The sequence below is a fragment of the Exiguobacterium sp. s36 genome (assembly GCF_018618345.1).
Classification (GTDB): domain Bacteria; phylum Bacillota; class Bacilli; order Exiguobacteriales; family Exiguobacteriaceae; genus Exiguobacterium; species Exiguobacterium chiriqhucha.
In genome coordinates this window covers 24893-37787 of record NZ_JACSLW010000005.1, presented here as the reverse complement: position 1 = coordinate 37787, position 12895 = coordinate 24893, and the positions used below count along the sequence as shown (strand labels likewise).

Sequence of the window (12895 nt, the reverse complement as noted above, 5' to 3'; positions counted from 1 at the left end):
CCAATTCTTTGCCCGTCCTGTTTCCCCCTCAAACAACAAAAAAGGCTGACGCCATAGCGTCAACCTGTCTTGTTTAGGATGTTTCGTTCGTAATCGGTTGGGCCTCATACCGTTTGACGATATGGATGAGACGCATGACCAGCAACACGGCTCCAGCCGCTAGACCCGCAATCAAACCAATCCAATAGCCGTCCGGTCCGAAACCGAACCTTTCGGCGAGCGTATAGCCGAGCGGGAGGCCGATGACCCAATAGGCGATGAGCGACAAGATGAGCGTCACGTTGACGTCCTTGAACCCACGCAAAATCCCTTGAATCGGGGCGGCTACCGCATCCGACAATTGGAAGAAGACCGCGAAGATCATGAAGTGGGCCGCGAGTTCCACGACGGCCGCGTCGTTCGTATAGATGGCGGCGACCCGTTTATTCTGCCAAAACAAGAGCCCACCGGAAAAGAGCGACACAGCCAGGCAGAGCACAATGCCGATTTTGGCGTAGCGCACGGCGTCTTGAAGCCGCCGGGCCCCGAGTTCATAGCCGACGACAATCGTGAGCGCGCTCGACGCGGACAACGGCAACATATAGACGAACGAAGCGAAGTTGATGGCCGCTTGGTGGGCCGCGACGATATTGTCTCCATATTCACTCAAGAGCAACGTCACCGCCGCAAAGATGCTCACTTCCGCAAAAATGGCGAGACCAATCGGTGTCCCGAGCTTGAGCAGTTCTTTCTGTCTCGGCCAGAAGATACGCTCCACTGAGCGCAAGAAACGATATTCAAGGAACGGCTTGCCGTTCCGGACAAACGCGAACGCCATAAAGAAGAGCAGCCAATACGTAATGGCCGAGGCGATTCCCGCCCCGACACCGCCATACGCTGGGACGCCGAGTTTTCCAAAGATGAAGATGTAATTTAATCCGACGTTAATGGGTAACCCTAATAGTATAAGCAGCATCGAGATTCGTGTCTTGCCGAGTGAGTCCATGAGCGTGCGTAGCACGTTGAACAAGAACATCGGCAACACCCCGAATCCGAGTGCGAGCAAATACCCTTTGGCAATCCGTTTTCCTTCCTCGCTCAGTCCCATGCCGTCGACAGCCGTCGGCACGAGCCAAAAGCCGAGGACGAGCGTCGCGATGCTTAAACCGATTGCTAAGTACACGCCTTGGTACAGCGTCCGTTGAATTTGTTGGATATTACGGGCACCAAGCGCCTGAGCGACAATCGGTGCGACGGCGAGCAGAATCCCGCTCAACCCCGTATACACCGGCATCCATAAACTCGACCCGACACCGACACCCGCCAAATCGACGGCGCCGGCTCGGCCCGACATGACTGTGTCAAAAAAGCTGATTAAGTAAAAGGACACTTGTGTCACCAAAATCGGGAAGAAGATGGTGAAGAACAGTTTGATTTTTTCATTTAGTGAATGTGTTTGATACATGGGCAACCTCATCTCATTTCAGAAAGGAAAAATTAGAATGAATCAACGGAATGCGGAAAAATTAAAATATGAGCTGTTAGAGACGTGGAATACGTTCAATCATTACATGACCGAAGCGCTGACGTTTCAAAACAGCGAAGATATCCATCAAGCTCGGGTCCACTTGCGCAAGCTATTGACGTTCATCCAATTGTACGACACGAAGCCCTCGACGTATCGTCAATTAAAGCAGTTGATGGAGGCGCTCGGTGCGGTGCGTGACGGAGACGTCCTGCTTGAAGGGCTCGCCGTCGAGACCGAGCTCGATCAAGCTTTTGTTGAGCATGTCGAAACACAACGGGCCAAGGACCGCACGCTGTTGAAAGCGCGTGTGACCGAAAAAATGACGCCTTCGCTCGACCAGCAAGTCCGTCGCTTTATTGGCGGGCAGCTGTTCCGCGCCTTTCGCAAACAAGACGCGGCGGTGTTTCTCGATAAAGCCAAAGCCGACCGCAAGCGCCGCATCGCGACCCATCACGCAGCGACGAAACGGAACGACCGGCTCGATACCCTCCACAAAGTCCGGCTCGCCGTGAAGCGGGAGCGCTATTTAAATGAGTACTTATTGAACTATGAGCCGAGCGCCTCAAAAGACCAAGTTCAAAAACTTAAGCGGCTCCAGACCGAACTTGGTGATATGAATGACCGGCATCAGCTGTTGTTGCGCTGGACCGATTTCACGCCGCCAGCCGCCTTGACCGACGACTATGAACAAGTCGTCCAGCAATTGCACACCCGGCTCGACGAATCGGTCGACGCCATCAAGCTTTAGCGCGACGTGTAGCGTTCGACGAGCAGTTCGAGCAACTTCATCCCAGCAATCGAGTTCCCTTTTGAATCGAGGGCAGGCCCAAAAATACCAAAGCCGACATCACTCAATCCGAGCTCGTGTTTGCCGGTCGCAAGAATCGCACCCGACACCCCGCTCTTTCCGGGCAGGCCGACACGGACGGCAAACTCACCCGATGCATCGTACATGCCGCACGTCGTCATGATGGCTTTGACGATACGGACGACACGACGTGGAATCAACTCTTCGCCGGTGACCGGGTCTTCTCCGTTACCTGATAGAATCCGGCCGATGCGAGCCAAGTCAAAACAATCGATTTCGATGGCACACTGTTTCGTGTACACATCGATAATCTCATCGACATCGCCCTCGACGATTCCGTGATGGCGCATGAAATAGAGCAAGGCCCGGTTCAAGTCGGTCGTCTCGTATTCCGAGCGGGCGACTTTTTCGTTATACGTGACTTCCTCGACCGGGACATCGAGCAACGTCGCCAAAAATTGACGGAACTGATAGATTTTCAGCTCCGCCGTGTCCCCTAAAATCATGCTCGTGACCGCGAGCGCCCCGGCGTTAATCATCGGATTGAGCGGTTTCGATGGCACCGTCTCTTCGAGTTTGGCAATCGAATTGAATGCATCCCCCGTCGGTTCCATACCGACTTTTGAGAACACGTAATCTTCTCCGAACTCCATCAAGACGTAACAGAGCGTCAACGCCTTCGAGACGCTTTGAATCGTGAACTTATGATGGACGTCCCCCGCATGAATATAAGAACCATCAGGTAGGCAAATCGCCACGCCGAGCAAATCATCTTGTACATGCGCGAGCTCCGGAATATAGTCGGCGACTTTTCCTTGTGCTGTGTACGGACGACACTCGTCGACCAAATGCGCCAACTGCTGTTCCAATACGTTCATCCAATCACCCCATGTCCGATAGTTTTTACCCGGGTCATCTTAACATATTTGAAGACGGTTAACCATCAAGTGGACCGTCTTCCTTGTCCGGCTTATACCATTCCTCGTCGGCCCATATGACCGGCGGGCTGTCCTCGTCACCTTCGAGCTTCTCGCCATGCCGATTCATCGAGACGATGAACGCGATGATGCCGACGACGACGACCGCGGCCGTTATCCCGAACCAAACCATAGGTGGTCCTCCTTCCAATCGTGACGAATTTGTCTTGAACCGTGTGAGACTTATCCTATGTCTACGTCAACATTCTCGGTACCGTTAGTAGGAATACTACATAGAAATGGGTGAATGGATTGAACAAGATTGCAATCATCGGTGGAGGGATTACTGGCATGGCTGCCGCGTATTATGCGAAACAGGCGGGAGCGCACGTCACATTGTATGAAGCAAGTGACCGGATTGGCGGAAAAATCAAGACCGTTTATCGGGACGGCTTCGTCTTAGAATGTGGGCCGGACGGATATATGGCCCGTAAGCCGACATTGACCGAGCTGATCACCGAACTTGGGCTTGACGACGATCTCGTCCGGTCGATGACCGGGACCTCGTACATTTACGTCCGGAACCGACTGCGACAGATGCCTGCAGGTTCGGTCATGGGCATCCCGACCAAGTTCTGGCCGATGGTCAAAACGGATCTGTTCACGTGGCGCGGCAAGTTTCGGGCCGGTATGGATCTCGTGTTACCCCGCGTCTATGCGGGATCAGATATCTCGCTCGATACGTTTTTTCGGGCCCGGCTCGGGTCGGAAGTCGTCGAGGCGATGATCGAACCGCTCCTGTCAGGGATTTACAATGGTACGCTCGACGATATGAGCATCGAGTCTACTTTCCCTCAGTTTATCACGATTGAACAAAAAACACGCAGCCTGATCCTCGGTATGAAAGCATTGACACCTCCTGTCCAAGCCGGTGTCAAACCGCGCGAGGCCGGTAAATTTTTATCGCTCGGCCAAGGGCTTGGTGTCTTGATCGAGGCGCTCCGTCCATCGATTGATCGCCTCTGTCTCGAGACACGAGTCGCGGCAGTCCGGCCCCATGAAGTGGTGCTCGAGGACGGAAGGGTCGAGTCGTTTGACGGCATCGTGTTAGCCACCTCGCCGAACGCCCTCGGCCCGCTCCTCGGTCTCCCGGAAGCGGAACGGTTGTCGTCATTGAAACGCACGTCTTCCATCACCGTGCTCGCGGCGTTCGAGAAAGCAGACGTCGAGGCACTCGACGGGACGGGCTACGTCATCGCCAAAGGCGAAGGCAACGCCTTGACCGCTTGTAGCTGGATGCATAAGAAATGGCCGCATATGGCACCCGAAAACAAGGCGCTGTTACGCGTCTACATCGGCTCCGCGTTCGTTCCCGACTTGTTGACAGAATCCGACGACACGATTGCCGACTTCGCGCTCCGTGAACTTCGGAAAATTCAACACGTCGGTACCCCGATCTTCACGAGAGTCGAGCGTCACGTCGACACGATGCCGCAGTATGAGGTCGGTCATAAACAATACGTGCGCGCGTTCGAGGAGACGATGTCCTCCCTCGACGGCGTCGAAGCTTGCGGGGCGATTTTACACGGCGTCGGTCTCCCTGACTGCGTCGACTCGGCCAAACAAGCCGTCACACGCATCACGGCAAGACAGGCGGTGTCCGTATGAAACGAATCGACTACAACGAGAATCCGTTCATCGTCATTTGGGAAGTGACACGCGCCTGTGCGCTTTCCTGCGTCCATTGCCGGGCCGAGGCCCAGTTCCATCGTTATCCGGATGAACTCGACACCTCCCAAGGTAAGGCGCTCATCCGCGACATACATGCGATGGACAATCCGATTCTCGTCTTTACCGGGGGCGACCCGCTCATGCGCGAAGACTTGTTCGAGTTGACGGCATACGCCGCTTCGCTCGGCATGCGCGTATCGATGACCCCATCGGCAACGCCACGCGTGACCCATGACGCCGTCAAACGGGCGAAAGATGCCGGATTGACGCGCTGGGCGTTCTCGCTCGACGGTCCGGACGCCAAGTCGCACGACTATTTTCGGGGTACCCGTGGCAGTTTCGAACGGACGTTGCGCGGTATCTCTTACTTCCGGGAAGAAGGCATGTCATTCCAAATCAATACGACGGTCACGGAATATAACGTCGATCAACTCCCGGAAATCGCCAAACTCGTCGGTGAGCTCGGGGTGTCGGTATGGACGCTGTTCTTCCTCGTTCCGACCGGCCGCGGGTCGATTCTGCAGCCCATCTCCCCGGAACGGCATGAAGATGTGCTCCGCTGGGCGTTCGCGTTGCAAGAACACGTCCCATTCATCATCTCGACGACCGAGGCCCAGTTTTATCGGCGCATCGCCCGGCAAGAGAACTTGAACCGAAAACAAGTTGGATTGTCTCCCATCGGCCATCCACATGACGATCTCGCTAAAGCACCCCGCGGCACGAATGACGGGAACGGTTTCGTGTTTATCTCGCATACGGGCGACGTGCAGCCGTCCGGGTTCTTACCGATTACGTGCGGCAACGTGAAACAAACACCGCTCGCCGAGATTTACCGGCACCACCCGGTTTTTAAATCCCTACGCGATCCCGATACTCACCACGGAAAATGCGGCTACTGCGAGTATCGCTACGTGTGCGGCGGCTCGCGGGCCCGGGCTTATGCCGTCACCGGCGACTATAAGGCCGAAGAACCGTACTGCATCTATCAACCTACACCTATCTGATAAACAAAGAGCGCCGGCATCAGCCAGCGCTCTTTCAATGTTTAATGCGTCACTGTTGCGGGACGAAGCGTCAGCTCGTCGTTCTCGACATCGATGACGACCGTCTGGCCGTCCTCGATGTCTCCGGCGAGGATGCTACGGGCGAGTTTCGTCTCAATCGTCCGTTGTACGTACCGGTTGATCGGACGGGCCCCGAACTGTGGCTCATACGCCTCGTCGGCGATGAACACTTTCGCGGCATCTGTGATCTCGATTTGAATCGAGCGCGCCGTCAAGCGACTACCCATGCGCGCGACTGCTTTTTCGACGATTTGGCCGATTTGGGCCCGCGTGAGCGGATGGAACAAAATCGTCTCATCGACCCGGTTCAAAAACTCGGGACGGAAGTGGCGGCGGAGCCGCTCGATGACTTGGCGTTCTTCCGCCTCATCGATGACACCATCTTTCGCCGCTTCGAGCAAGATGTCGGCCCCGATGTTCGATGTCATGATGACGATTGTGTTTTTGAAGTCGACGACGCGTCCGTGCGAATCGGTCAAGCGACCATCATCGAGCAGTTGCAGCAAGATGTTGAACACATCGGCGTGCGCTTTCTCGACCTCATCGAACAGGAGCACCGAGTACGGGTTGCGGCGGACCGCTTCCGTCAACTGGCCACCCTCTTCATAGCCGATATAACCCGGAGGTGCTCCGACGAGACGCGATACGGCGTGTTTCTCCATATACTCGCTCATGTCGAGACGTACGATATGGTCTTCCGAGTCGAACATCGCCTCGGCGAGCGCTTTCCCGAGTTCGGTCTTCCCGACACCGGTCGGCCCGAGGAAGAGGAACGATCCAATCGGACGGTTCGGATCTTTAATGCCGGCTCGAGCCCGAATGACGGCATCACTGACGAGGCGAATCGCATCGTCTTGTCCAAAGACACGTTGATGGAGCACCGTCTCGAGGTTGAGCAACTTATCTCGTTCTCCTTCGGTCAATTTCGTCACGGGAATGCCCGTCCATTTCGAGACGACCTCGGCGATCTCTTCCTCGGTCACTTCTTCGCGGACGAGTTCACGTGTCACCGAACCGGCGAGCCGTTCTGCTTCCGCGAGTTCACGCTCGAGTTCCGGGATACGGCCATATTTGAGCTCGGAGGCCCGGTTCAAATCGTAGCGGCTCTCAGCTTCTTGCAGTTCGAGCTTCACTTTTTCTAAGTCGCCACGGATGTGTTGCACTCGGTGCGTCGACTCTTTCTCGTTCTCCCAGCGGAGTCGGAGCGCGTCCGACTGTTCGCGAATTGAGGCGAGTTCTTGTTGCAGCGCATCGAGTCGTTTCTTCGAGGCGTCATCACTTTCTTTCTTCAAAGCCGCCTCCTCAATCTCGAGTTGCATGACGCGACGTACGAGTTCATCGAGTTCGGCCGGCATCGACTCCATCTCCGTCCGAATCATCGCACACGACTCGTCGACAAGGTCAATCGCCTTGTCCGGCATGAATCGGTCGGTGATGTAGCGATTCGATAAGACTGCCGCTGCGACGAGCGCGTTGTCGTGTATGCGGACACCGTGGTGAATCTCGAAGCGTTCTTTCAAACCTCGCAAAATCGACACCGTGTCTTCGACGTCCGGTTCGTCGACGAGCACTTGTTGGAAGCGGCGCTCAAGTGCCGGGTCCTTCTCGATATATTGGCGATACTCATCGAGTGTCGTCGCGCCGATGCAGTGGAGTTCGCCGCGGGCGAGCATCGGTTTGAGCATGTTCCCGGCATCCATCGCCCCTTCGGACTTGCCGGCTCCGACAATCGTATGCAGTTCATCGATGAAGAGGATGATTTTCCCTTCCGCTTCTTTCACTTCGTTCAAGACAGCTTGGAGCCGCTCTTCGAATTCGCCGCGATATTTGGCCCCGGCGACGAGCGAACTCATATCGAGGCTGAAAATCGTCTTATCTTTCAAGCTTTCCGGAACGTCGCCGCGAACGATGCGTTGGGCGAGCCCTTCGACGATTGCCGTCTTCCCGACACCCGGCTCCCCGATTAAGACCGGATTGTTTTTCGTCTTCCGGCTCAAGATGCGGATGACGCGCCGAATCTCGCTATCGCGCCCGATGACGGGATCGATTTTCCCGGTCTTCACTTCTTGAATCAAGTCGCGGCCATACTTCGTCAAGACATCATACGTCGCTTCCGGCGACTTCGACGTGATGCGCCGATTTCCGCGGACGGCGACAAGCGCCTCGCGTAGTTTCTCTTCGGTCACACCTTTGCGCTCGAGCATGCTTTGCGCTTGGCTCTTATTCATAATGATGCCGAGCAGGACGTGCTCGACCGAGACGTACTCGTCACTCATACCGGTCGCTTCCCGTTCCGCCGTCGTCAACACGTTCAACAGCGAGGCCGAGATCATCGGCGTCGTCGGCGTCTGAAGCTTCGGTGCGTTCTTGAGTGCCATCGCGACCTCGGCCTCGATGTCGGCGACGCTCAATTCCATTTTTTGCAGTAGGAGCGGCGCGATGCCGTCCGTTTGTGAAATCATCGACGCCAAGACGTGCCATTCGTTCATCTCGCTATGGTGGTACTGTTTCGCAAGTGCCTGCGAACTGACGATGCCTTCATGTGCTTTATCGGTAAATCGATTGAAATCCATTCTGCTTCCTCCTTAGGCTCAACGTTCGAGTTGTTCGTAAACAGATCGGTGGCCGGCGTCTAGCGGCAAGTCGACTTCGAGTTGGACGAAGAGATCCGACCGGACTTTCGAGGCGGTCATGAACCCGCGCCCTGGGATGCGCATCCGTTGACCCGGGCGTGACCCCGGTTTCACTTTCAGTTTGACCCGGCCACCATCTAATGTCGCCACGACGACTTCTGTGCCGTCGAGGAAAGCGAGCGGGCGCAACCGTTTGACGGTAATGACGTTCGCTCCTTCTCGACGGTACGTATCATCATCCGTGAAATGCAGCTCGACGTACACGTCGCCGCGGTCACCCGCTTGTCCGACCTTGCTACTCTTACCTTTGAGCCGTAACTTTTGCCCTTCGTGGGCGCCTTGCGGGATTTTCACGTTGACCGTCCCCGTCTGGAGACGCAGACTCACTTTGGAATCAGACGTCAATTGACTGAGTGGGACATTGACACGGACCGTCTCATCGAGGTCTTCTTCGACCGCTTGATTAAAGAAGCTGCCGAACATGTCCTCGAACCCGAACGTCCGCGACGTTGTCCGTGACCCGCCGCCAAACTGGCGGAACAAGTCTTCGAACTGGGCCGACCCTTCCCCATATCCGTCGCCGCTGTAAGTCCCTCCGCCGAACGTCGGCCCTTCTGGACTGCCATAGCGGTCATAGTTCGCTTTCTTATCGGGATCGCTCAGCACATCGAACGCTTCTTGGATCGCTTTGAACTTGTCCTGTGCGTCCGAGTCTTTGTTCACATCCGGATGGTATTGTTTTGCCAGTTTTCGATACGCTCGCTTAATGTCTTGGTCGGACGCCTCTTTCGGCACGCCAAGGACGTCATAATAGTTTTTTGCCATCTCGTTTCACCTCACCTATTTCTTACCCGATTCTGTTAAGTCTATTCTACCGATTTGGTCAAAGAAGGTCAAAGAATTTCCTCGTTACTTAGCATACGAAAAAAAGAAGGCATCCGTTTCATCACGATGCCTTCTTACGATTAGAAATATACTCTTGGACTGTCCATGCCTTCTTCGAACACGATGGTCACTTCTTGTTGGCCACCGAGTGAGGTGACGTTAATGCGGACCGGTACGTTCCGGTTGTACTCCCACCGGTTCTCGAGCAGACCGACGACGTGTTGGGTGAACCCGACGAGCTCGGCCCGGCTATAAAACTGGATTGGGATGTCGATTTCGATTCGTGACAACTCGCCGTTTTGATAGAAGCCCTTCCCGATCATTCCGCTGAAATCCGGGAACACATCGGCAATCCGATCACTGAAGAGGGAGAACTTTTGGGCATCGTCGCGCACTTCTGTCGTCGCCGTGGCGGACGGGAAGTAATAATATGTCTCATCGATGGCGGTCCAGTCGTTTGCCGCCACTTCATTAGCTGAGCCGACGAATGCCGATTTGATATAGTTCCCTGGTGTCGGTGAACCTTGCGGCGCTTTCATATACAACGCGACGTTAATATCGAGGTCTTTAAAGTCCTCACGTTTCCGCAACTGGGCGACGAGTTCATTCGCCATGCGTTCTCCTTCAGCGATGACTTTCTTCTCGTCCAACTTTTCCGTATAGGTCGGACCGAAGTTCGGCGCCTGGAACACGTACTCTTGATTCAAAATCAAGGCGAACGACACACCGCCGAGTTGATACCCACTATCCGTTTTCGTCATATAGTTTTGTTCGACGAGCGATGCCAAATAGAGTGGCGACTTTTTGTTCTCTTCGACGAACTGCTCCTCGGCCACTTCGGCCGTGCCGTTCGCATACGCCGGGTTGAGCGGAACGAGACCTTCTGACGTTTTGTCTTTACGGCCAAGCAGACGCGATACATCTTCACTCGTCAATAGCTGTCCTTCTTGATAGGCGTACTTCTCCGGATCGAACGCGCCGGTCGAATGGCGCATGAGGCCGAGCTCCACTTCTTCGAGCTCGAGCGATGAGCTGACTTGACGTTGCGCCAGTCCTCGGGCCGCAGCTGGTTTAAACGGAATGACCATCTGGTAATATGAATCACGCGCTTGAATCGCTTGAGTGACCCCTTCGGCTGCCGTCTCTTCGCCTGTCGGTGTGACTTCTTCTTCCCCCATCGGGATTTTCATAGAGCATCCGCCGAGAAAAACCGTCGCGGCGAGAGCTGGGATGAGCATCTGTTTCCATTTCATCTATGTCTGAACTCCTTTAATGATTCGTTTCGTTACACTTCGTCCATTATAACAAAATCATCCGTTGAAAAAAGTGTCGAAGCGGAATCAGTGCCAATTCACAGCAAAACACCCTTCAACTCGAGTTGAAGGGTGTCCACGTCATGCTTTCGGAGATGGGCGACGTCGATGCGTCAAGAACAAGAGACCGAGCACGATCAAGACGAGTCCGAGTACCGTTCCCCACGTTTTTGTCGTGCCGGTCATCGGAAGGGTCGCTTGGTCTGGCGTCACCGGAGTCGTTGGTTCCGGCACATAAACCGATTCATCTTGGTCATCACGGTTATCGTTGCCCGGTTTTGGAAGGTTTTGCTTCACGTGCACGGTCGCCTCGACCGTCCGCGACACGCGCGCCTCACGATTGACTTCGAACGTGAACGTCGTCCGGTTCGTGAGCACTGCGCCGGCCCGCACATCATAAGATGGCAAGAGTACTTTCTCCATCTCGAGTACGACCTCTTCGCCGGGGATTAATCCGTTCTCGACTTCGGCCAGAGCACGCATGCCGTCTCGGAGCGTCTCGGTCGTCTCGCGCTGTTCTTTGGTCGTCAACGCCCCGCTCGTCCATTCGTCGATGACGTCGACGAAGTACAAGGTGACGTTCGACGTGTTCGTGATTGTATACGTATAGCGAATCGCCTCACCTGGATGCACCGTTTCGGGACGCGCCGTCTTCGTGACGGTGAAGTCAGCTTGATTCAATAAGACGATTTGTTGGCTCTCGGCATCGATGACTCGACCGTAAGCATCGGTCGCAGCGACGCGGAACACGTTCCCGATTTCAGGAGCGCTCGTCCGATCGTAATCGGTTGGAATCAATAAGTTGACGGTCGCCTCGACTCGTTCCCCAGCGAGAAGCCCATCATCGCCGACGAGTGCCAATAAGCGCTCGCGGACGTTTGCATTGAACGTGTCGACCGCCTTGGCGTCGATGTCGCCGCTAAAAAACTCATCTTCGATGGATGTAATCGTGAGCGCCGTCTCGCCTGTGTTCTCGATAACGAACGTATACGGAATCATCCCACCGACGACGGCTTGATCAATGTTTGCCTCTTTCCCGACCTCAAGGCCAATCGTCTCGTTCGGTACGACCGTGACGCTCGCTTCCGTACAAGCTGCCGGAACGGTCTCGTCTTCAACACCGATACAGAACGTATTCGTCACAACGGTCTCACTCGTCACGTCTGGTGCGAATGTGTCGAACTGAATCGTCGTCGTTCCGACCGGTATCGTCGGGAACGTCCAATCAAAGGCAGGCGGTCCGCTCACGGTCGTTGGAGCGACCGAGCCTTCCGGACCGAGCACTTCGACCGAATCCGCGACGACGGTCAACGCTTCGGGCACTGTGTCGGTCACAGATAAGTTCTCAATCGGAGCGCCCGTCACATCGATAACGAGCCGATACGTCACCAAATCTCCGCCTAACACACGTTCAATCGGCCCGTCGGCACCGAGCACCAATTGATCGATGGCAACTGCTGGACTAGCGGAAGGTGCGGCCACTTCTTCTGTGACAGGTTCCTCTGGTGAGGGCTCCGGTTCAACGAGCGGGGGCTCGACCGGTATGTCGACGTCCGGAACCGTCTCCGTCCCGTCACCACCCGGTTCGCTCGACTCGCCTGCAAGCTCCTTCATCTGAAACGCATAGACGGCGTTCGGAAATGAATAAGGAACACCGGCTTTGTCATACAAGGTGACTTGATCGATCGTCGTCAAGTCGATTTCTGTCGCATCAATCATGAACCGCCAAATCGTTGACGTCTCACGCGCCCCGTAATACGTGACGTCTGCGTAAATCAAACTCGCGTCATCGTACGCTTCGATTTCTTCAGGACTCAAATCAATTTGTGCATAAATTGGCATAGGTGTCATTGTCGTGTTCGCGTAACTTCCATGCGGTGCCCACATGCCAATCAATACGAGGACGAATGTGATGAGTGCGATGAAACGTCGGTTGGTGCGTTGCATGATGGTCCCCTCCTCTAAGGTGTGACGAACGTCTGCGATGACACGCTCCGGCACAGGAGAGGGATGGAGGATGAGTGTGCGCGAGTCGTG

10 protein-coding genes are annotated in these 12895 nt (G+C 55.1%); 3 read left to right on the top strand and 7 right to left on the bottom strand.

All coding sequences use genetic code 11. The annotated features are described in order from the left end of the window. Positions 1-73 precede the first annotated feature (73 nt). Positions 74-1444, bottom strand: coding sequence for an MATE family efflux transporter (locus KNP95_RS11305; RefSeq protein WP_214837178.1), 1371 nt, complete (start codon positions 1442-1444; stop codon positions 74-76). 37 nt (positions 1445-1481) lie between these two features. On the opposite strand from KNP95_RS11305, the gene KNP95_RS11300 reads away from it, so the two are divergent. Further along, complete coding sequence (locus KNP95_RS11300) at positions 1482-2255, top strand: CHAD domain-containing protein (protein WP_214837176.1); 774 nt, start codon at positions 1482-1484, stop codon at positions 2253-2255. On the opposite strand, the gene glsA is transcribed toward KNP95_RS11300, so the two are convergent. Together glsA and KNP95_RS11290 are read right to left on the bottom strand one after the other, a co-directional pair. Then, entirely contained in the window at positions 2252-3193 is a 942-nt protein-coding gene (gene glsA / locus KNP95_RS11295) for a glutaminase A (RefSeq protein ID WP_021065217.1), read from the bottom strand. The genes KNP95_RS11300 and glsA overlap by 4 nt on opposite strands. A 58-nt stretch (positions 3194-3251) precedes the next feature. Further along, positions 3252-3425 carry a hypothetical protein gene (locus KNP95_RS11290; protein WP_214719800.1) on the bottom strand — a complete coding sequence of 58 codons (174 nt, stop codon included), beginning with the start codon at positions 3423-3425 and terminating at the stop codon, positions 3252-3254. Positions 3426-3535: 110 nt separating this feature from the next. Between KNP95_RS11290 and hemG the strand changes: the two genes are divergently transcribed. After that, complete coding sequence (hemG, locus tag KNP95_RS11285; protein WP_214837174.1) at positions 3536-4900, top strand: protoporphyrinogen oxidase; 1365 nt, start codon at positions 3536-3538, stop codon at positions 4898-4900. Next, complete coding sequence (locus tag KNP95_RS11280; RefSeq protein WP_214837171.1) at positions 4897-5967, top strand: TIGR04053 family radical SAM/SPASM domain-containing protein; 1071 nt, start codon at positions 4897-4899, stop codon at positions 5965-5967. Before hemG ends, KNP95_RS11280 begins: the two co-directional genes overlap by 4 nt. 41 nt (positions 5968-6008) lie before the next feature. Here KNP95_RS11280 and clpB read toward each other — a convergent pair whose 3' ends face one another. The 4 genes from clpB to KNP95_RS11260 form a co-directional block, all read right to left on the bottom strand. Next, positions 6009-8600, bottom strand: coding sequence for an ATP-dependent chaperone ClpB (clpB, locus tag KNP95_RS11275; protein ID WP_214837169.1), 2592 nt, complete (start codon positions 8598-8600; stop codon positions 6009-6011). 18 nt (positions 8601-8618) lie between these two features. Next, positions 8619-9485, bottom strand: a complete 867-nt coding sequence (locus tag KNP95_RS11270; RefSeq protein ID WP_214719796.1) for a DnaJ C-terminal domain-containing protein — start codon at positions 9483-9485, stop codon at positions 8619-8621. A gap of 140 nt (positions 9486-9625) precedes the next feature. Next, the gene (locus KNP95_RS11265; RefSeq protein ID WP_029596105.1) at positions 9626-10798 is read right to left on the bottom strand and encodes a CamS family sex pheromone protein; all 1173 of its coding nucleotides are present in this window, start codon (positions 10796-10798) and stop codon (positions 9626-9628) included. A 141-nt stretch (positions 10799-10939) separates the two neighbouring features. Further along, positions 10940-12805, bottom strand: coding sequence for a DUF7507 domain-containing protein (locus tag KNP95_RS11260; RefSeq protein WP_214802950.1), 1866 nt, complete (start codon positions 12803-12805; stop codon positions 10940-10942). Positions 12806-12895: the final 90 nt, after the last annotated feature.